This is a genomic window from Thermus sp. FJN-A (assembly GCF_054655095.1).
Genome location: NZ_BAAHSC010000174.1, coordinates 150,274 through 168,615, shown reverse-complemented (window position 1 = coordinate 168,615; position 18,342 = coordinate 150,274). Strand labels below are relative to the sequence as shown.

Annotated in this window: 18 protein-coding genes and 1 tRNA gene; 12 read left to right on the top strand and 7 right to left on the bottom strand. The window is 69.6% G+C overall.

Features of this window, described 5'->3' with window-relative positions:
• Nucleotides 1–17: 17 nt before the first annotated feature.
• The 3 genes from ACYQ0J_RS06405 to murJ all read left to right on the top strand — a co-directional run bounded on the left by ACYQ0J_RS06405 (nt 18) and on the right by murJ (nt 2,700).
• Nucleotides 18–105: transfer RNA gene (locus tag ACYQ0J_RS06405), tRNA-Leu, on the top strand.
• A 41-nt stretch (nt 106–146) separates the two neighbouring features.
• On the top strand, nt 147–1,223 hold the full coding sequence (locus tag ACYQ0J_RS06400; protein ID WP_460171338.1) for a hypothetical protein: 1,077 nt from the start codon (nt 147–149) through the stop codon (nt 1,221–1,223).
• On the top strand, nt 1,213–2,700 hold the full coding sequence (gene murJ, locus ACYQ0J_RS06395) for a murein biosynthesis integral membrane protein MurJ (protein ID WP_460171337.1): 1,488 nt from the start codon (nt 1,213–1,215) through the stop codon (nt 2,698–2,700). Before ACYQ0J_RS06400 ends, murJ begins: the two co-directional genes overlap by 11 nt.
• Here the strand turns inward: murJ and ACYQ0J_RS06390 are convergent.
• The 6 genes from ACYQ0J_RS06390 to ACYQ0J_RS06365 are packed head-to-tail and all read right to left on the bottom strand — an operon-like array spanning nt 2,651 to nt 9,001.
• Nucleotides 2,651–5,017, bottom strand: a complete 2,367-nt coding sequence (locus tag ACYQ0J_RS06390; RefSeq protein WP_460171336.1) for a tetratricopeptide repeat protein — start codon at nt 5,015–5,017, stop codon at nt 2,651–2,653. The two genes, murJ and ACYQ0J_RS06390, sit on opposite strands and share 50 nt — an antisense overlap.
• A 4-nt stretch (nt 5,018–5,021) precedes the next feature.
• Nucleotides 5,022–6,920 (bottom strand): AMP-binding protein, encoded by a 1,899-nt coding sequence (locus ACYQ0J_RS06385; RefSeq protein WP_460171335.1) that lies wholly within the window; start codon nt 6,918–6,920, stop codon nt 5,022–5,024.
• The gene (locus ACYQ0J_RS06380) at nt 6,921–7,748 is read right to left on the bottom strand and encodes a serine/threonine-protein kinase (RefSeq protein ID WP_460171334.1); all 828 of its coding nucleotides are present in this window, start codon (nt 7,746–7,748) and stop codon (nt 6,921–6,923) included.
• Complete coding sequence (locus tag ACYQ0J_RS06375; RefSeq protein WP_460171333.1) at nt 7,741–8,415, bottom strand: metal-dependent hydrolase; 675 nt, start codon at nt 8,413–8,415, stop codon at nt 7,741–7,743. Before ACYQ0J_RS06375 ends, ACYQ0J_RS06380 begins: the two co-directional genes overlap by 8 nt.
• A 20-nt stretch (nt 8,416–8,435) precedes the next feature.
• Complete coding sequence (locus tag ACYQ0J_RS06370) at nt 8,436–8,795, bottom strand: DUF3809 family protein (protein WP_460171332.1); 360 nt, start codon at nt 8,793–8,795, stop codon at nt 8,436–8,438.
• Complete coding sequence (locus ACYQ0J_RS06365; RefSeq protein WP_460171331.1) at nt 8,792–9,001, bottom strand: DUF3248 domain-containing protein; 210 nt, start codon at nt 8,999–9,001, stop codon at nt 8,792–8,794. The genes ACYQ0J_RS06370 and ACYQ0J_RS06365 overlap by 4 nt, the downstream gene beginning before the upstream one ends.
• A 44-nt stretch (nt 9,002–9,045) precedes the next feature.
• On the opposite strand from ACYQ0J_RS06365, the gene ACYQ0J_RS06360 reads away from it, so the two are divergent.
• Nucleotides 9,046–9,456 (top strand): hypothetical protein, encoded by a 411-nt coding sequence (locus tag ACYQ0J_RS06360; RefSeq protein WP_460171330.1) that lies wholly within the window; start codon nt 9,046–9,048, stop codon nt 9,454–9,456.
• Here the strand turns inward: ACYQ0J_RS06360 and ACYQ0J_RS06355 are convergent.
• Nucleotides 9,404–10,549 carry a class I SAM-dependent rRNA methyltransferase gene (locus ACYQ0J_RS06355; protein WP_460171329.1) on the bottom strand — a complete coding sequence of 382 codons (1,146 nt, stop codon included), beginning with the start codon at nt 10,547–10,549 and terminating at the stop codon, nt 9,404–9,406. The genes ACYQ0J_RS06360 and ACYQ0J_RS06355 overlap by 53 nt on opposite strands.
• 101 nt (nt 10,550–10,650) lie before the next feature.
• Here ACYQ0J_RS06355 and ACYQ0J_RS06350 point away from each other — a divergent pair, with 101 nt between their 5' ends.
• Genes ACYQ0J_RS06350 through ACYQ0J_RS06315 form a run of 8 tightly spaced genes read left to right on the top strand, consistent with a single transcriptional unit; the run spans nt 10,651 to nt 18,341 of the window.
• Nucleotides 10,651–10,965 carry a V-type ATPase subunit subunit G family protein gene (locus ACYQ0J_RS06350; protein WP_460171328.1) on the top strand — a complete coding sequence of 105 codons (315 nt, stop codon included), beginning with the start codon at nt 10,651–10,653 and terminating at the stop codon, nt 10,963–10,965.
• Nucleotides 10,962–12,920 carry a V-type ATP synthase subunit I gene (locus ACYQ0J_RS06345; RefSeq protein WP_460171327.1) on the top strand — a complete coding sequence of 653 codons (1,959 nt, stop codon included), beginning with the start codon at nt 10,962–10,964 and terminating at the stop codon, nt 12,918–12,920. The genes ACYQ0J_RS06350 and ACYQ0J_RS06345 overlap by 4 nt, the downstream gene beginning before the upstream one ends.
• A 12-nt stretch (nt 12,921–12,932) precedes the next feature.
• Nucleotides 12,933–13,232: an ATP synthase subunit K gene (locus tag ACYQ0J_RS06340; protein ID WP_041434004.1), complete on the top strand. Its 300-nt coding sequence runs from the start codon at nt 12,933–12,935 to the stop codon at nt 13,230–13,232.
• A 55-nt stretch (nt 13,233–13,287) separates the two neighbouring features.
• Entirely contained in the window at nt 13,288–13,854 is a 567-nt protein-coding gene (locus ACYQ0J_RS06335) for a V-type ATP synthase subunit E (RefSeq protein WP_460171326.1), read from the top strand.
• Nucleotides 13,855–13,857: 3 nt separating this feature from the next.
• The gene (locus ACYQ0J_RS06330; protein ID WP_460171325.1) at nt 13,858–14,829 is read left to right on the top strand and encodes a V-type ATPase subunit; all 972 of its coding nucleotides are present in this window, start codon (nt 13,858–13,860) and stop codon (nt 14,827–14,829) included.
• A gap of 2 nt (nt 14,830–14,831) precedes the next feature.
• Nucleotides 14,832–15,146, top strand: a complete 315-nt coding sequence (gene atpF, locus ACYQ0J_RS06325; RefSeq protein WP_460171501.1) for a V-type ATP synthase subunit F — start codon at nt 14,832–14,834, stop codon at nt 15,144–15,146.
• A gap of 12 nt (nt 15,147–15,158) precedes the next feature.
• Nucleotides 15,159–16,895 carry a V-type ATP synthase subunit A gene (locus ACYQ0J_RS06320; protein ID WP_460171324.1) on the top strand — a complete coding sequence of 579 codons (1,737 nt, stop codon included), beginning with the start codon at nt 15,159–15,161 and terminating at the stop codon, nt 16,893–16,895.
• A gap of 9 nt (nt 16,896–16,904) precedes the next feature.
• The gene (locus ACYQ0J_RS06315; protein WP_460171323.1) at nt 16,905–18,341 is read left to right on the top strand and encodes a V-type ATP synthase subunit B; all 1,437 of its coding nucleotides are present in this window, start codon (nt 16,905–16,907) and stop codon (nt 18,339–18,341) included.
• The last annotated feature ends 1 nt before the right edge of the window (nt 18,342 follow it).

Genomic DNA, 18,342 nt, shown 5'->3' with positions numbered 1-18,342 from the left:
TAGCATGGGAAGCGCCCGCCGGGGTGGCGGAACGGTAGACGCTGCGGACTTAAAATCCGCTGGGGGGTTACCCCCGTACGGGTTCGAGTCCCGTCCCCGGCACCAGGAGGCCCCGGAAGGACCGGGGCCCTTTCCTTGGCCTTGGTATGCTGGAACCCGTGGGCGTTCTTACCCGCTACCTGGAAAACACCATGGCCCAGGCCCGCTACGATTTGTTGGGCCCGGGGCGCTTCGTGGCTGAGCTTCCCGAGCTGGGCCTGAAGGTGGAGGCGGAGCACCTGGAGGCGGCCCGCCAGGCCCTGCGGGAGGCCCTCGAGGCCTGGCTCCTGGACGCCTTGCGCGCGGGCCTCACCCCGCCCGGGTTGGAAGGGGGGGACCCGGTGCGGGCCCGCTTCTTCGCCCTGGCCGGGGAGATGTGGCGCCTGGTGAAGGGGGTGCCCGCCGAGGAGCCCCGTGCCCAGCCCGAGCCCCAAAGGGCCCAGGAAGCGCCCAGGCCCAGGAAGCCCGCCTCCCTCGAGGAGTGGCTCAAGGGGCTGGGCATCCAGGTGGTGAAGAAGCCCCAGGAGGAGGAGGAGAAGGAAAAGGTGTTCACCCGCCTCGCCCTCTTCCTGGGGGACCGCTACCCCAGCTTGGAGAAGCTCTATGAACGCTTGAAGCAGAGCCTCTCCACCAAGCGCCAGTTTGAGCTTTCCTTGTCCGAGGCCTCGCAGGAGGAGATCGCCAACTCCACCCAGTTCTGCACCATGCTGAAGCAGTACGCCCTCCTCACCTCCTACCACTACAAGAGCGAGGAGCGGCGCCTCCGGGCCAAGGCCAGCACCGAGGGCTGGGTGCAGAACTTCCTCACCGGGGGCTGGCTGGAGCGCTACGTGGCCGAGAAGGTGCGCAAGTTCTTGCGCTCCAAGAACCTGCCCCACGAGGTGGCGGTGGGCTACCAGGTGGTCTTGCCGAACGGGGAGGCCATGGAGCTGGACGTCCTGGTGCGGGTGGGGGAGAAGGTCTATTGGTTTGAGGCCAAGACCGGGGACTTCCAGGCCCACATCGCCAAGTACGCGGGGCTGAAGAAGATCCTGGGCCTCACCGCCAAGGAGAGCTTTCTGGTGCTTTTGGGCATGGACAAGGCCCGGGCCAAGGAGCTTTCCGCCCTGCACGGGCTCACGGTGGTGAACCAGGCGGGGTTCCTCGAGGTCTTCCAGGAGGTCCTGGAGGGGAATGCTCCCTAAGGTTCTCCTGGTCATGGGGGGGACCCTGGCCTCGAGGGTCCTGGGCCTTCTGCGCCAAGCGGTCTTCAACGCCCTCTTCCCCGATGCCCTCAAGGACGCCTTCAACGTGGCCTACCGGGTGCCGAACCTCCTCCGGGAGCTTTTGGCGGAGGGGGCGGTGCAAAACGCCCTTATCCCCCTCCTGAAGCACCTGCCCGAGGGGGAGGCCAAGGCCTTCGCCCGGCGCTTTGCCGCCTTTCTCCTCGGGGTCAACCTCTTGGTCCTGGGCCTGGGCTACCTCCTCGCTCCTTGGGTGGCGGGGCTTCTGGTGGCGGAGGGGAGCCACCTCCGGGAGGAGGCCGCCTTCGCCCAGGTGGTCTACCTCACGCGGCTCCTCCTCCCCTTTCTCCTCGGCATCTCCATGGCGGCCCTCTTCTCCGCCTTTTTGCAGGCGGAGGAGCGCTTTCTCCCTTACGCCCTCGGGCCCGTCGCCTTCAACCTGGTGGCCATCGGCCTCATGGCCCTCTTCCCCGGGGACCCCACGGCCTTGGGGCTTTCCGTGGCCCTGGGGGGGCTTTTCCAGGCCCTGGTGCAGCTCCCCTTCCTCCGGGGCTTCCGGTTGGAGTGGCGCTGGCACCGGGCCTTCCTCCCCGCCCTCCTCCGTATGGGGCCCTTCGCCTTCACCACCTCCCTCAGGCAGTTTTTGAACCTGGTCCTCACCAACATCCTCACCCGGTACCCTCCCGCCGCCGTAACCGGGTTTTACAACGCCGAGGTGGTCTTCCAGATGGTCCTGGGCCTCTTCGCCACCAGCCCCGCCATCGCCCTCTTCCCCCGGATGAGCGCCCTAAGGGGGCAGGAGCTCGCCTGCTTTCTGGAGGGCCCTTTGCGGCGGCTCGCCCTCCTCCTCGCCCTCCTCGGGGGACTTCTCACGGGGCTTGCCCCCTTCGTGGTGGTCCTCCTCTTCGGCCTCTTCGGGCCCCTTAGCCCGGAAAACCGCCAGTTCAGCGCCCAGGTGCTCTCCGCCATGGGCCTGGCCGTCCTGCCCTGGGGGGTGAACACCCTGCTCCTCCGGGGGCTTTACGCCCTGGGAAAGGTACGAGAGGCGGTCATGGCCAGCGCCTTGGTCTTTCTCCTGAACACCTTGGGCTACTGGCTCCTTAGGGAGGCGGGGCTTTTCCTCCTCAACCTGGCTACGGCCCTGGCGGGCTGGCTGGGGCTCATCCTCTACCTCCGGCTTTTGGCGGGGGAGGGGGTGGGGCTCGGCTTTCTGCCCGGGCTCTTGGCCCGGGCCTTCCTGGCGGGGCTTCCCGCCGCGGTCCCCGGCCTGGTCCTGGGGGGTCTCTTCGTGCCCACCACGCCCCTTAAGGCCCTGGGGCCCCTCGCGCTAGGAGGGGCCCTGGGCCTCCTCCTCTTCGCCGCCTCGGGGTGGGCCTTGCGCCTTCCCCTCAGGGCCCTCCTCGCCAGAGGTCCCGCAGACGGAAGTAAAGGGGTTTGAGCCGCAGGGCGAAGGCGGGTTCCTCCCAGGCGGGCCAGGCGAAGCGCAGGGGCGAAGCCCCCTCCAGGAGGAGGCCCACCCCTTCCACGGGGATGGGTTCGGGGGCGTACCAGGCCTGGCGCCGGCTGGGGTCGGTGAAGAGGAGCAGGCCCCAGGGGAGCCGGATCTCCACGATCCCCCCTTCCCCCACCGCGAAGTCCCGGGTGGGGTCCCGGGCCTGGGGGGGGTCCTGGCCCGGGCGAAGCGCCCCCAGCTCGTAGACCACCCGCGGGTAGTCGGTGCCGTCCCGCCCCGTGCGGCGGCGGTTGGGCTCCAGGAGGAAGGGCACGAAGGGGCCTTCGCCCGGCCTGGTGGGGCCGCGGAAGGAGAGGTACTCTGTCCCCGGAAGGCCGTGGTCCAGCTCCCGGAAGGGGTAGTAGCCCGCTTCTACCAAAAGCCGCCCCCCCTCCCGCCCGATCTCCAGGAGAAACTCCGCCCCAAATCCCTCCGCCACCCCCACCCCCCCGGGGACGGTGTCCAGGTAGAGCCGCAAGGGCAAGGGGCCCCGGTAGAGGAGCCAGAGGTACTCGGGGTCGGCGTGGGCCTTGAGGAAGCGCCCTTCCTCCCTGAGGAGGAAGGGCACCTCTTCCCACTCCTCCGCCCGGCCGTCCAGGCGGAAGGCGCCCATGGCGGTGGCGGCCAAAAGCCCGTAGTTCTCCTCGGGGTCCAGGAGGTTGTGCCAAAGGGGGTCGCGCTCCGCGGGCACCTCAAAGGGGGCCACCAGCCAGTTCTTCTTGAACCACTCGTCCAATAGGGCGAAGACCAGCCCCCCCGCCAAATCCAGGGCTGCGATGTCCCGCCAGAGGCCGAGGACGGCCTCGGCCTGGGCCTCCTCCCCGTGCCCCCCGTGGTGGAGCCCCTCGGGGTGGAAGTGGGCGATGCCCCGGCTGGTGGGCAGCCCGAACTCGGCGATGAGGAGGGGCAGGGGGTGGTGGTGCGCCTCGAGGCGGGCCAGGTAGTTGCGGTAGCGGCCGGGGGCCAGCCCGGGCTCGTTCACCAGGAAGTCCGGGTAGTAGGGGTAGACGTGGTAGGCGGCGAAGAGGCTTAGGGGGCTTCCCGGCCTGGGGCGGAGGTGGGTGGGGTCCAGGCTCGTTGCGTCCTCCTCGTGGAGGGGGCCCGCCCGGGGCGGCTCCACCCGTTCCCCCCGGGCCCGGCGCACCCGGTACTCCTCCTGGAAGGTGGCCTCGCTCTCCCACCGCAAGGGGTCCAGGGTGGGCCAGTTCACGAACCCCATGGGCCTGAGGGTCCCGTAGGCCTCCCACTCGTAGGTGGCCAGGCGGTCCAGCACCTCCGCCAGGTAGGCGGCGAAGGGGCTGGCCCCCGGGAGGGCCTCCAAGAACCTACCCCGGTAGGTGCGCCCGGGGTGGCGCTCCTCGTAGGCGGCCACGGAGTAGGGCTCGAACTCCCGCCCCACCAGGAGCCCCAAGGTCCAGGGGGAGACATCGTGGGTGTAGTCCCCGTGGGCGTGGCCGGGCCTGGGGGGGCGGCGGAGGTTGCCGTGGAGGGCGTCGATGACCTCCCGGCCCTCCAGGAGGAAGGCCTCCATGAAGGGGCCTTCCCAGTCCTCGTAGCCCACCTCCTCCGGGAGTTCCGTCCAAACCCCCTGGAAGAGGTAGAGGGGGCGGTCTTGGTGCAGCCCGTTGTGGTGGAAGAGGGCCCGGTAGAAGGCCGGGGGGAGGAGGGTGTAGGTGCGCACCGCGTTGGCCCCCATGGCGGAGAGGAGTTCCAACCAGGCGCGGTACAGGGCTTCTCTCTCGGGGAACTCCGCGGGGAAGCGTCCGGGGAGAGCCACCCCCAGGTTCACCCCCCGCACCGTTAGGGGCTTCCCCTCCACCCAGAAGCGCCCCTCCTCGGCCCGGAAGGGGGGCGGGGCCTTGCGGGCCTTGGGGGCGGGCGGGGGAGGGGGCGGGAGGGTCTTCAGGATGGCCTCCGCCTCCCCGTACCCCTGGCGGGCCGCCTCCTCCAGGGCGCTCCTCGCCCCCTCCAGGTCCCCCAGGGCCCGCAGGGTGAGGCCGAAGCCGTAGAGGGCCTCGCCGCCCCCCTCTAGGAGCCCCACCAGGCGGCTGAAGGTGAAAAGGGCCTCCTCCAGCTGGCCCAGGCGGTACTGGGCGAACCCCGCGAGGAGGAGGGCCTCCTCGGGGGGCGCGTAGCCCTGGAGGAGGGGTTTCAGGGCCTGGAGGGCCTCCGGCATCCGGCCCGCCCGGTAATGGGTCCTGGCCTCCTCCAAGGGCGAGGCCAGGGCCAGGCCCAAGGCCAAGAGGGCAGCCAGGAGGCGCACGGGCTCAAGCCTCTTCGGCGGCCTTCCGGATGGCCTCCACCGCCTCCGGGTTCTCCAAGGCGGAGAGGTCCCCGGGGTCCTGGCCCAGGAAGGCGGCCCGAACCACCCGGCGCATCACCTTGGCGTTGCGGGTCTTGGGGAGGTCGGGGACGAAGAGGACCCGCTCGGGGCGCAAGGGCCTTCCCAGGGCCTCGGCCACCCGCTCCGCCACCTCCTCGGCCAAGGCGGGGGAGGGGGAAACGCCCGGCTTGAGCACGGCGAAGAGGACGATGGCCTCCCCCTTGACCGGGTGGGGCACCCCGATGGCGGCGCACTCCTTGAGGGCGGGGTGGCGGATGGCGGCGGTCTCCACCTCCGCCGGGCCCACCCTTTTCCCCGCCACCTTCAGGGTGTCGTCGCTGCGGCCCAGGATGAAGTAGTGGCCCTCTTCGTCCAGGAGGGCGAAGTCCCCGTGCACCCAGACCCCGGGCACCTTGCCGAAATAGGTGTCCAGGTAGCGGGCCTCGTCCTGCCAGAAGCCCTTGGTCATCCCGGGCCAGGGGGCGAGGACGGCGAGCTCCCCCACCCTCCCCGTCACGGGCCTTCCCTCCTCGTCCAAGACGGCGGCCTTCATGCCGGGCACGGCGGTGTTGAACCCCATGGGCTTGATGGGCCTGAGGAGCACGTTCCCCAGGATGCCCCCCGAGACCTCGGTGCCCCCGGAGTAGTTGACGATGGGGCGGCGTCCCTCCCCCACCACCCGGAAGAACCAGAGGTAGGGTTCCAGGTTCCAAGGCTCCCCGGTGGAGCCCAAGACCCTTAGGGAGGAGAGGTCGTGGGCCTGCACGGGCGCCTCCCCAAAGGGGATCAGGGCCCGCACCAGGGTGGGGGAGAGGCCCAGGTGGGTGAGGCGGTGCCGCTCCACCAGGCGCCAAAGGCGCTCGGGGCCGGGGTGGTCCGGGGCGCCGTCGTAGAGGAAGACCGTACCCCCCAGGATGAGCCCGCCCAGGATGGCCCAGGGGCCCATCATCCAGCCCAGGTCGGTGAACCAGAAGAGGCGGTCCTCCTCCCGGAGGTCAAAGAGGAGGGCCATGTCCAAGGCGGCCTTGAGGGGGAAGCCCGCGTGGTAATGGACCGTGCCCTTGGGCCGGCCCGTGGTGCCCGAGGTGTAGATGAGCATGAAGGGGTCCATGCTCTCCATGGCCAGGGGGGGTGGGGCTTCCCCGGCGAGGGCGGTGTAGTCCGCCTCTTCCCCCGCCAGGGGGAGGCCAAGCCTTGGCACCACCAAGAGCCTCTCCGTTTGGGCGAGGGCTTGGGCCTTCCGGGCCTCGGGAAGGAGCTCCACCCTTCGCCCCCGCCTCAGGAAGCCGTCCTGGACGGCGAGGAGCCTGGCCCCCGCGTCCTTGAGGCGGAGGGCGGCGGCCTCCGCCGCGTAGCCGGAGAAGATGGGGATGGCGATGGCCCCGATCCAGGCGGTGGCGAGGAGGAGGACTGCGGCCTCGAGGCCCATAGGAAGCCAGATTCCCACCCGGTCCCCCCTTTCCACCCCTAGGGCCTTGAGCCCCGCCGCCACCCGGGCCACCTCCTGCCGGAGCTCCCCGTAGCTCAGGCTACGCACCAGGCCGTCCTCCGTTTCGTGGAGGAGGGCCAGGCGGGAGGGCTCGTGGCGCAGGGCGGCCTCCACCAGGTTGAGCCTTCCCCCCACGAAGAAGCGGGGGAAGGGGAAGCCCCCCTCCATCACCCGCTCGTAGGGCTTCTGCCAGGGAAGGCCCAGGTGGGTTACGAACTGGTGGTAGAAGTCCTCCGGCTCCGCCACGCTGTAGCGGTAGAAGGCCGCGTAGTCCTCAAATCCCAGGGCCTCCATGAAGCGGAAGAGCCGGGTGGGCCGGGTTTCCTCGGGGGATGGGTACCAGACAGGCTCCATCTACTTCCTCCAGAAGGGAAAGCGCTTGGGCTTTCCCGGGGTTTCCTGCGTGGGTGGACCATCCGGGTTCCTGAGCACCTCCAGGAAGTCCCGCAGGGCCATGCGTTCCTCCGGGTTCTTGGCCAAAAGCCGCCGCAAGGCCCGGTCCAGGCGTGGGGGCAGGTGGGTGGGCGGGGGGGGAAGGAGGAGGTGGGCGTTCCTGAGCGCCTCCAAGGTCTCCCCGCGGAAAGGCCGCCTGCCCGTGAGGAGCTCGTAGGCCATGACCCCAAAGCTGTAGGCCTCGCTCTTGGGGCTGGGGAGCGCCCCCAGGAAGAGCTCGGGGGCCAGGTAGTGGGGGCTTCCCGCGTACTCGGCGGTGGCCTCGCCCAGGGGGCGCAGGGTGCCCAGGTCCCCGAGCTTGTACCCCCCTTCCCCCACGAAGACGTTGGAGGGCTTCACGTCCTGGTGGAGGAACCCCTTCCCGTGGAGGAAGAGGAGGGCCTCCCCCACCTGCAAAAGGGCCCGCACCGCCTCCTCCCGGGGCAGGGGTCCCTTGGCCAGGGCCTCCTCCAGGGTGCCTTGGGGAAAGTACTCCAGGGCCAAAAAGGCCTCTTCCCCAAAGGGAACCCCGTGGAGGCCCCGCACCAGGTGGGGGTGCTTCAGGGCCAGGCTGAAGGACACCTCCCGGGCGAAGCGCTCCGCCAGGGCGGGGTTCGCCCGCACCTCCTTGCGGGGAAGCTTCAGGGCCACCCGTTCCCCGCCCGGGGCCTCCGCCAGATGGACCTGGGAGGTCTGCCCCAGGCCCAGAAGCATGAGGAGCCGGAAGTCCTTGCGCCTCAGGCTACTCAAGGACTAACACCCCTCCGGGCTTCAGGGCGTGGCCCTCCACGCCCTTCTCCTGGGCCTTCCTGGCGAAGGCCTCCCCGTCTTGCCGGATGGGGGGGAAGGTGTTGTAGTGGATGGGCACCACCTTCTTGGGCCTGAGGAGCTCCAGGGCCTTCAGGGCGTCTTCCGGCCCCATGGTGAAGTGGTCGCCGATGGGCAGGAAGGCCAGGTCCAGGCCCATCTCCCCGATGAGGCGCATGTCGGAGAAGAGGGCGGTGTCCCCGGCGTGGTAGACGCGCTTGCCCCCGAGTTCCAGCACCACCCCCATGGGCATGCCCCCGTAGGTGCCGTCGGGGAAGCTACTGGAGTGCCAGGCGGGGGTCCACTTGAGCCAGCCGCCCTCAAAGCGGTGGGTGCCCCCCAGGTTCATGGGCAGGCTCTTGGCCCCGTGCTTCTCCGCGTAGGTGGCGATCTCGAAGGTGGAGACCACCACGCCCCCCTTCCTGGAGAGGGCCACGGCATCGCCCCAGTGGTCCCCGTGGGCGTGGGTCACCAGGATGAGGTCCGCCTGCACCTCCCCCACCCCCAGGGGGGCCAAGGGGTTGCCCGTGAGGAAGGGGTCGATCACCACCTTGGTCTTCCCGTCGGAAAGCCAGACCGCCGAGTGGCCCAGGTACCGGATTTCCAACATACGCGCCTCCTTTAGAGGCACTATACCGGAGTTTCCCTGCCCGGGGAAAGGGTTTTGAGGAGGAGGGCCGCCAGGATGCGACCGAAGGCCCGCTCCCCCCAGCTTCGCCCCTCCGGGAGGACCAGCCCGAGCTCCAGCTCCAGCTCCAGCCCCCCGGGGCCGGGCCGGACCCGGCCCTCCACCCGCAGGCTGGGCGGGGGCAGGGGCAAGGCGGCCAGGCGTTCCCCCTCCAGGCGCGAGGCGAAGGGCAGGACCACCTCGCCCAGGACCGGGTTCTCCTGCCGCACCGTCCCCCGGAGGGTGTCGCCCTCCAGGTGGGCCTCGAGGGGCAGGGGAAGCCTCGGGGACCCGTTCGCGCCCAGGACCAGCCGGAGCCTCATCCCTCCACCCACTCCACCCGCACCCGGCCCTCCTTGACCAGGCGGACCATCTCCGCGTCGGGTACGTTCACGAGCCGGGGTAGCTCCCGGAAGCGGGGCGTGGCGGAGGCCAGGCCCACCCGCACCACCAGGACCTCCTCTTCCTCCGCCCGGCCGATGCGCCACACCAGGTGCTGGCCCAGGCCTTCCAAAAGGTCCTTCTCCACCCCTTTAGTCTACCGGGGCAAGGCCTTTTGGGATAATGGGGGGGATGCCCCTCGAGGAGGTGCGCTTCGCCCGCCTCTCCCCCCTGGCCTTCTGGCTGGGGGTGGGCTTCCTGGGGGTTGGCCTCCTGGCGGGGGAGCTCCCTTGGGCGGCCTTGGTTCTCCTCTACCCCTGGTGGCGGTTGCGGCAGGGCTTTCGCCTCCTGCTCTTCCCCGACCACCTGCGCCTCTACCCCCCCTTGGGCCCGGGCCGCCGCCTCCTCTGGGAAGAGGTGACGGAGGTGGAGGTGGCCTTCTGGCCCGCAGGGCCCCTGTCCCGGGGGAGGGCCTCCCTCCTCCTCACCCTGCGCCACGGGGAACGGCTCCCCCTCGCCGTGCCCGATCCGGAGGGCCTAAGGGAGAGGATCAGAGCACTTCTAGCAGGGCAAACTTCAGGTAGTGGGTCTCGGGGTGGTTGAGGAGCACCGGGTGGTCCCACCCCTGGCCCCGCCTTTCCACCACCCTGAGGACGCGGTGGGCGTCCTGGGCGGCCTCGGTCAGCATCTGGTAGAAGAGGGGTTCGGTGAGGTGGTGGCTGCAGCTGGCCGTGGCCAGAATCCCCCCCTCCTTCAGGAGCTTGATGGCCCGCAGGTTCACCTCCTTGTAGGCCCGGTAGGCCCGCTCCAGGTCCTTTTTGCCCTTGGCGAAGGCCGGCGGGTCCAGGACCACGAGGTCAAAGCGCTCCCCGGCCCTTTCCAAGGCGCGCAGGTAGTCAAAGGCGTTGGCCTCCACGGTTTTCAAGGAGAGGCCGTTCAAACGGGCGTTCTCCTCCGCCCGCCTGAGGGCTTCCTGGGAGGCGTCCACGCTCACCACCTCCCGGAAGCCTAGGGCCAGGTGGAGGCCGAACCCCCCCGCGTAACTGAAGACGTCCAGGGCCCTTTCCCCCCGGAAGCGTTCCATGAGGATGCGGTTGTCCCGCTGGTCCAGGTAGGCCCCCGTTTTCTGCCCCGCCTCGAGGTCCACCAGGTAGCGCACCCCCCCTTCCCGCACCGCCACCCGCTCCGGCACCGGGCCCAGGAGGGGCTTCACGTAGAGGGGAAGGCCCTCTAGCTCCCGGGCCTTGGCGTCGTTCTTGGCCAGGACGCTCTTGGCCCAGGGCTTGAGCCTTTCCGCCACCAGGGGGAGGAGGGTTTCCCAGGCGTGGGCGGTGGCCTGGACCACCGCGTGCCCCGCGTAGTAGTCCACCACGAGGCCGGGGAGGAAGTCGCCTTCCGCGTGGGCCAGGCGGAAGCCCCCCTCGGGTTCCCCTTCCAGGGCGGGGAGGCGCCGGGTGAGGGCCCGATCCAGGTTGGCCAAGAGGGCCTCCTGGGGGTCCCCTGCGGGCCGGAAGCGGAAGGCCCGCACGCTCAGGTCGCTTTCGGGGTTGTAAAGGGCCAGGGCCAGGAAGCGCCGGCCCCAGTACACCGGGTAGAGGCCGGGGGCCTCGGGCCCGGACACCACGTCCCGGCGGAAGACCCAGAGGTTTCGGGCGAGGAGGCGCCGGGCCCCGTGTTCGTTGACGAGAATCCGCATCGCTTAAGTATACTTAGGCGGGGTTGGTTGACGCATGCCCCGGAGGCCGGTATGATGGCCGGCAGGCGCGGTTTGCGCATCTTTTCACATAGGGAGGGGCGATGGGAGGCCTGGGACTTATCAAGAGCTTAGCGGAGAAGGAGAGGGAACTCCTTGCCCGCCTCGAGGCCGCCAAGAGGGAGGCGGAAAACCTGGTCCAGGGGGCCGAGGAGGAGGCGCGCCGCCTCTTGCGGGAGGCTGAGGCCAAGGCGGCCTCCCTGGAGGCGGAGTACCGGGAGAAGGAGGCCAAGGAGACCGCGGCCATCCTGGCCCGCTACCGGGCCCAGGCGGAGGCCGAGGCCAAGGCCGTGAAGGAGAAGGCTGAGGCCCGGCTGGAGGAGGCCGTGGCCCTGGCCCTGAAGGAGGTCCTGCCGTGATCGCCCCCATGGAGAAGCTGGTCCTGGCCGGGCCCAAGGGGCGGGCCAGGGAGCTTCTCCAGAGCCTGCAGCAGGCGGGGGTGGTGCACCTGGAGACCCTCCGGGTGGAAGAGCTTGGGGAGTACCGGCTCTCCCCGGCCGAGCGGGAGGAGCTCAGGCGGTGGGAGGCGGTGGCCGCGGGGGCGGAGCACACCTTGAGCCTTTTGGGAAGGGAGGCGGAGCCCGCACGGCCTTTCCCGGATGGCCTCGAGGCGGCGGAGAAGGCCCTTGCCCCCATTCAGGGCCATGCGGAGGGGCTTTTCCGGCAGAAGCAGGAGCTGGAGGAGGAGCTGGCCCTGGCCCGGGCCTATTTGGAGCCTTTGGAGAGGCTGGCCTCCCTGGCCCAGGGCCTGGACCGGAGCCCCTTTTTCCGGGCCATCCCCTTCCTCCTCACGGAGAAGGAGCTCCCCCTGGTGGAGGAGGCCCTGAGGAAGGCCCTGGAGGACCGCTTCCTCCTGGCCTCGGAGCCGTACCCTGGGGGGCTTGCCGCCCTCCTGGTGGTGCACCGCCAGGACCAGGAGGCCGCCAAGGCCGCCCTCTCCCGGGCGGGGGTGGCGGAGCTAAGGCTTCCCGGGGCCCTGGGGGACCTTCCCGTTTCCCAGGCGGCGGGGAAGCTGAAGGAGCGGGCCGAAGCCGCCCCCAAGGAGCTTTCCGAGGTGCGGCAGGCCCTTTACAAGCTGGCCGCCGAAGCCAGCCCCACCCTGCAGAGCCTCTGGACCCGGGCCAAGGACGAGGTGGCCCGCCTCAAGGCCCTGGAGGAGCTGGCCTCCGGGCGCTTCGGCTTCGCCCTCTTGGGCTACGTGCCCGTGAAGGCCAAGCCCAGGGTGGAGGAGGCCCTCGCCCGCCACAAGGAGGGGGTGGTCTACGCCTTTGAGCCCGTGGACGAGCACCACGAGGCGGACCGCGTCCCCGTGGCCCTGGACAACCCCCCTTGGGTGAGGCCCTTTGAGCTTTTGGTGAGCTTCCTCAATACCCCGAGGTACGGGGGCATCGACCCTACCCCCGTGGTCCCCATCTTCTTCCCCTTCTGGTTCGGGATGATCGTGGGGGACATCGGCTACGCCCTCCTCTTCTTGCTCTTGGGACGCTGGCTTTCCGGCTACGTGAGGCGGAACGAGCCCCTGGTGATAGACCTCTTCGCCCTGAAGCTCAAGCCCCAGGTCATCGCCAAACTGGTCTACATCCTTAACTGGATGGTCTTCTGGACCGTGCTCTGGGGCTTCGTCTACGGGGAGTTCTTCGGCACCTTCCTGGAGCACCTGGGTGTCTTCGGCACCCCGGAGCACCCGGGGCTCATCCCCATCCTCATTCCCCGCATCGACACCGCCAAGACCGCCAACCTCCTCATCCTCCTCTCCGTGGCCTTCGGCGTGGTCATGGTCTTCTGGGGGCTCATCTTGCGGGCCTACCTGGGGCTCAAGCACCGCCATATGGCCCACTTCTGGGAGGGGGTGGGGTACCTGGGGGGGCTTTGGGGCATCCTGGCCCTGGCCGCCTCCTACCTGGGGAACCTGCAGGCGGGCTGGCTTCAGGGCCTCATGTACCTGGGCTTTGGCGTCTTCCTGCTGGCCATCCTCATGAGCCGGATCTGGCTCATGCTTCCGGAGATCTTCACCCAGGCGGGGCACATCCTCTCCCACATTCGTATCTACGCGGTGGGGGCGGCAGGCGGGATCCTGGCGGGCCTCCTCACCGACGTGGGCTTCGCCCTGGCCGAGCGGATGGGGCTTCTGGGCGTGCTCTTGGGCTTGGTGGTGGCCGGGGTCCTCCACCTGCTCATCCTCCTCCTCACCACCTTGGGCCACATGCTCCAGCCCATCCGTCTCATTTGGGTGGAGTTCTTCACCAAGTTCGGCTTCTACGAGGAGAACGGCAGGCCTTACCGGCCGTTCAAAAGCGTGCGCGAGACGCACTAGGGAGGGAAAGAGATGAAGAAGCTTCTGGTTTTGGTTCTGGTGGCGGTTTTCGGCGCTCTGGCCTTCGCGGCGGAGGAGGCGGCGGCCTCCGGGGGCCTGGACCGGGGCCTCATCGCGGTGGGCATGGGCCTTGCGGTGGGGCTAGCCGCCCTGGGCACCGGTGTGGCCCAGGCGAGGATCGGGGCCGCGGGCGTGGGGGCCATCGCCGAGGACCGGGGCAACTTCGGCACCGCCCTCATCTTCCTGCTCCTGCCCGAGACCCTGGTGATCTTCGGCCTCCTCATCGCCTTCATCCTGAACGGCAAGCTCTAAGCTGGCTTGGAGGCCCTGCCCCTTCTGGGGCAGGGCCTTTGCCCAAGGAGGGACGATGTCCAAACTGGAAACCATCCTGAGCCAGGAGGTGGAGGCGGAGATCCAGGCCATCCTGGGGGAGGCCAAGGCCAAGGCCGAGGCCATCCTGTCCGAGGCCAAGGCCAAGGCCGAGGCCCTCCTGGCCGGTAAAAGGCGGGCCCTCGAGGCCGGGCTCCAGGGGGCCATCCGGAGGGCGGAAAGCGCTGGGGAGCTCCTCCTCTCCACCGCCCGCGCCGAGGCCAAGGGGGAGGTGCTCTCCCAGGTGAAGGAGCGAGTGCGGGAGGCCCTGCGGGCCTTGCCGGGGAAGCCGGAGTGGCCCGGGGTCCTGCAGAGGCTGGCGGAGGAGGCCCTCTCCGCCCTGGCCGAGCCCGTGGCCCTGGCCTCCCACCCCGAGAACCTGCCCCACCTGGAGCCCCTGGCCCGGGAGCGGGGCCTGGAGCTGGTGGCCGACCCCGGCCTGCGCCACGGGGTGCGGGCCTTGGGCAAGGGGGGCAAGACCCAGGTGGAAAACGCCCTGGAGAGCCGCCTGGAGCGGGCCTGGGACGCCCTGTCCACCCGGGTGGCCCAGGTGCTTTGGGGCTAGGCCATGGCGGACGATTTCGGCTACCTAAACGCACGGGTCCGGGCCCGGAGGGCGGGCCTCCTCAAGGAGAGCTTCTTCCAGGAGGCCATGGACCTTTCCTACCCCGATTTCTTGCGGCTTCTCTCCGAGAGCGTCTACGGGCAGGAGCTCTCCGGCCAGGGCCTGCCGGAGGTGGACCGGGCCGTGGCCCGCACCCAGGCCCGGCTGGTGGGGGACCTGCCCAAGCTGGCGGCCGGGGAGGCCCGGGAGGCGGTGCGCCTCCTCTTGCTCCGCAACGACCTCAGCAACCTCCAGGCCCTCCTCAGGGCCAAGGCCACGGGCCGCCCCTTTGAGGAGGTGGTCCTCCTGCCCGGCACCCTGCGGGAGGCCCTGTGGCAGCAGGCCTACGAGGCCCAGGACCCCGCGGGCATGGCCCAGGTCCTGGCCGTCCCCGGCCATCCCCTGGCCCGGGCCCTCCGGGGGATCCTGCGGGAGACCCAGGACCTCTCCCGGGTGGAGGCCCTTCTGGCCAAACGGTTCTTTGAGGACGTGGCCAAGGCCTCCAAGGCCTTGGAGGAGGCGGCCTTAAGGGAGCACATGGCCCTGGAGGTGGATGCGGAGAACCTGCGCACCGCCTTTAAGCTCCAGGGGCAGGACGTCCCCGCGGAAAGCCTCTTCATCCGCGGGGGGAGGTTCTTGGACCGGGTTCGCTTCGCTAGGCTCCTGGAGGGGGACTATGCGGTGCTGGACGAGCTTTCCGGCACCCCCTTCGCCAGCCTGGCCGGGGTCAGGGACCTGAAGGAGCTGGAGCGGCGGCTCAGGTGCGCGCTCCTCCGGGAGGCCAAGAAGGGCGCGGCGGACCCCTTGGGGGCGGGTCTGGTCCTGGCCTACGTGAAGGAGCGGGAGTGGGAGGCCATGCGCCTCAGGCTCCTCGCCCGGCGGGCCTACTACGGCCTCCCCCGGGCCCAGGTGGAGGAGGAGGTGACCTGCGCATGAGGATCGCGGTGATCGCCGACCCCGAGGCCGCCCAGGGGTTCCGCCTGGCGGGCCTCGAGGCCTACCCCGCGGCCACGCCGGAGGAGGCCAAGGCGCGGCTGGAGGAGCTGGTGCAGGCGGGGCGCTACGCCCTGGTGGCCGTGGACCAGGGGCTTTTGCCCGAACCGGAGAAGGCGGTGGAGCGCCTCATGCGGGGCCGGGACCTCCCCGTGCTCCTCCCCATCGCCGGGCTGAAGGAGGCCTTCCAAAACCCCGACGTGGAAGGCTACATGCGCGAGCTGGTGCGCCGGACCATCGGCTTTGACATAAAGCTGTAGAATGGAGGGAAGATGATCCAGGGCGTGATTGAGAAGATCGCGGGCCCGGCGGTGATCGCCAAGGGCATGACCGGGGCCCGCATGTACGACATCTGCAAGGTGGGCCACGAGGGCCTGGTGGGGGAGATCATCCGCCTGGACGGGGACACCGCCTTCGTCCAGGTGTACGAGGACACCTCCGGGCTCAAGGTGGGGGAGCCCGTGGTCTCCACCGGGCTTCCCCTGGCGGTGGAGCTGGGCCCTGGGATGCTGAACGGCATCTACGACGGCATCCAGCGCCCCCTGGAGCGGATTAAGGAAAGGACCGGGATCTACATCACCCGGGGCGTGGTGGTCCACGCCCTGGACCGGGAGAGGAAGTGGGCCTGGACCCCCGTGGTTAGCCCCGGGGACGAGGTGCGGGGGGGCATGGTGCTCGGCACCGTGCCCGAGTTCAACTTCACCCACAAGATCCTGGTGCCCCCGGACGTCCGGGGCCGGGTCAAGGAGGTGAAGCCCGCCGGGGAGTACACCGTGGAGGAGCCGGTGGTGGTCCTGGAGGACGGCACCGAGCTCAAGATGTACCACACCTGGCCCGTGCGCCGCGCCAGGCCCGTGCAGCGCAAGCTTGACCCCAACACCCCCTTCCTCACGGGCATGCGCATCCTGGACGTCCTCTTCCCCGTGGCCATGGGGGGGACGGCGGCCATCCCCGGGCCCTTCGGCAGCGGCAAGACCGTGACCCAGCAGTCCCTGGCCAAGTGGTCCAACGCCGACGTGGTGGTGTACGTGGGCTGCGGGGAGCGGGGGAACGAGATGACGGACGTGCTGGTGGAGTTCCCCGAGCTCACCGACCCCAAGACCGGGGGGCCCCTCATGCACCGCACGGTGCTCATCGCCAACACCTCCAACATGCCCGTGGCCGCCCGCGAGGCCAGCATCTACGTGGGGGTCACCATCGCCGAGTACTTCCGCGACCAGGGGTTCGCCGTGGCCCTCATGGCCGACTCCACGAGCCGCTGGGCGGAGGCGCTTCGCGAGATCTCTAGCCGCCTCGAGGAGATGCCCGCGGAGGAGGGCTACCCGCCCTACCTGGCGGCCCGGCTCGCCGCCTTCTACGAGCGCTCGGGCAAGGTGATCACCCTGGGCGGGGAGGAGGGGGCGGTGACCATCGTGGGGGCGGTCTCCCCGCCGGGCGGGGACATGTCCGAGCCCGTGACCCAGTCCACCCTCAGGATCGTGGGGGCCTTCTGGCGGCTGGACGCCTCCTTGGCCTTCCGCCGCCACTTCCCCGCCATCAACTGGAATGGCTCCTACTCCCTCTTTACCCCCGCCCTGGACCCCTGGTACCGGGAGCACGTGGCGGAGGACTACCCCGAGCTCCGCGACGCCATCTCCGAGCTTCTGCAACGGGAAGCGGGCCTCCAGGAGATCGTGCAGCTGGTGGGCCCGGACGCCCTGCAGGACGCCGAGCGCCTGGTCATCGAGGTGGGCCGCATCATCCGCGAGGACTTCCTGCAGCAAAACGCCTACCACGAGGTGGACGCCTACTGCTCCATGAGGAAGGCCTACGGCATCATGAAGATGATCCTGGCCCTCTACAAGGAGGCGGAGGCGGCCATCCGGCGGGGGGTGTCCATCGACGAGATCCTCCAGCTTCCCGTCATTGAGCGCATCGGCCGGGCCCGCTACGTGAGCGAGGAGGAGTTCCCCCGCTACTTTGAGGCGGCCATGGGGGAGATTGAGGGGGCCTTCAAGGCCCTGGCGTAGGGAGGGAAGATGGACCTTCTGAAGAAGGAGTACACGGGCATCACCTACATCTCGGGACCTCTCCTCTTCGTGGAGAACGCCAAGGACCTGGCCTACGGGGCCATCGTGGACATCCGGGACGGCTCGGGGCGGGTCCGCGGCGGCCAGGTGATCGAGGTCTCCGAGGAGTACGCGGTCATCCAGGTGTTTGAGGAGACCACGGGCCTGGACCTGGCCCAGACCAGCGTGAGCCTGGTGGAGGACGTGGCGAGGCTTGGGGTCTCCAAGGAGATGCTGGGGCGGCGCTTCAACGGCATCGGCAAGCCCATAGACGGCCTGCCCCCCATCACCCCGGAGAAGCGGCTTCCCATCGTGGGCCTGCCCCTGAACCCCGTGGCGCGGAGGAAGCCCGAGGAGTTCATCCAGACCGGGATCTCCACCATTGACGTGATGAACACCCTGGTGCGGGGGCAGAAGCTTCCCATCTTCTCGGGCTCGGGCCTCCCCGCCAACGAGATCGCCGCCCAGATCGCCCGCCAGGCCACGGTGCGCCCCGACCTCTCCGGGGAGGGGGAGAAGGAGGAGCCCTTCGCCGTGGTCTTCGCCGCCATGGGCATCACCCAGCGGGAGCTCTCCTACTTCATCCAGGAGTTTGAGCGCACGGGGGCCCTAAGCCGCTCCGTCCTCTTCCTCAACAAGGCGGACGACCCCACCATCGAGCGCATCCTCACCCCCCGGATGGCCCTCACCGTGGCCGAGTACCTGGCCTTTGAGCACGACTACCACGTGCTGGTCATCCTCACGGACATGACCAACTACTGCGAGGCCCTGCGGGAGATCGGGGCGAGCCGCGAGGAGATCCCCGGGCGCCGGGGCTACCCGGGCTACATGTACACGGACCTGGCCACCATCTACGAGCGGGCCGGGGTGGTGGTGGGCAAGAAGGGGTCGGTGACGCAGATCCCCATCCTCTCCATGCCCGACGACGACCGCACCCACCCCATCCCCGACCTCACGGGCTACATCACCGAGGGGCAGATCCAGCTCTCCCGGGAGCTCCACCGCAAGGGTATCTACCCGCCCATCGACCCCCTGCCCTCCCTCTCCCGGCTCATGAACAACGGCGTGGGCAAGGGCAAGACCCGGGAGGACCACAAGCAGGTCTCCGACCAGCTCTACTCCGCCTACGCCAACGGGGTGGACATCAGGAAGCTGGTGGCCATCATCGGCGAGGATGCCCTCACGGAGAACGACCGCCGCTACCTCCAGTTCGCCGATGCCTTTGAGAAGCACTTCATCAACCAGGGGCAGCAGAACCGCTCCATTGAGGAGAGCCTGCAGATCGCCTGGGCGCTCCTTTCCATGCTGCCCCAGGGAGAGCTCAAGCGGATTTCCAGGGACCACATCGGCAAGTACTACGGGCAGAAGCTGGAGGAGATCTGGGGTGCCCCGCAGGCCCTGGACTAAG

Coding starts and splice junctions, on each gene's coding strand:
- murJ (WP_460171337.1), top strand. CDS start 1,213: ATGCTCCCTAAGGTTCTCCTGGTCATGGGGGGGACCCTGGCCTCGAGG.
- ACYQ0J_RS06355 (WP_460171329.1), bottom strand. CDS start 10,549: ATGCGGATTCTCGTCAACGAACACGGGGCCCGGCGCCTCCTCGCCCGA.
- ACYQ0J_RS06330 (WP_460171325.1), top strand. CDS start 13,858: ATGGCGGACGATTTCGGCTACCTAAACGCACGGGTCCGGGCCCGGAGG.
- ACYQ0J_RS06375 (WP_460171333.1), bottom strand. CDS start 8,415: ATGTTGGAAATCCGGTACCTGGGCCACTCGGCGGTCTGGCTTTCCGAC.
- ACYQ0J_RS06350 (WP_460171328.1), top strand. CDS start 10,651: ATGGGAGGCCTGGGACTTATCAAGAGCTTAGCGGAGAAGGAGAGGGAA.
- ACYQ0J_RS06370 (WP_460171332.1), bottom strand. CDS start 8,795: ATGAGGCTCCGGCTGGTCCTGGGCGCGAACGGGTCCCCGAGGCTTCCC.
- ACYQ0J_RS06320 (WP_460171324.1), top strand. CDS start 15,159: ATGATCCAGGGCGTGATTGAGAAGATCGCGGGCCCGGCGGTGATCGCC.
- ACYQ0J_RS06340 (WP_041434004.1), top strand. CDS start 12,933: ATGAAGAAGCTTCTGGTTTTGGTTCTGGTGGCGGTTTTCGGCGCTCTG.
- ACYQ0J_RS06400 (WP_460171338.1), top strand. CDS start 147: ATGCTGGAACCCGTGGGCGTTCTTACCCGCTACCTGGAAAACACCATG.
- ACYQ0J_RS06315 (WP_460171323.1), top strand. CDS start 16,905: ATGGACCTTCTGAAGAAGGAGTACACGGGCATCACCTACATCTCGGGA.
- ACYQ0J_RS06335 (WP_460171326.1), top strand. CDS start 13,288: ATGTCCAAACTGGAAACCATCCTGAGCCAGGAGGTGGAGGCGGAGATC.
- ACYQ0J_RS06385 (WP_460171335.1), bottom strand. CDS start 6,920: ATGGAGCCTGTCTGGTACCCATCCCCCGAGGAAACCCGGCCCACCCGG.
- ACYQ0J_RS06360 (WP_460171330.1), top strand. CDS start 9,046: ATGCCCCTCGAGGAGGTGCGCTTCGCCCGCCTCTCCCCCCTGGCCTTC.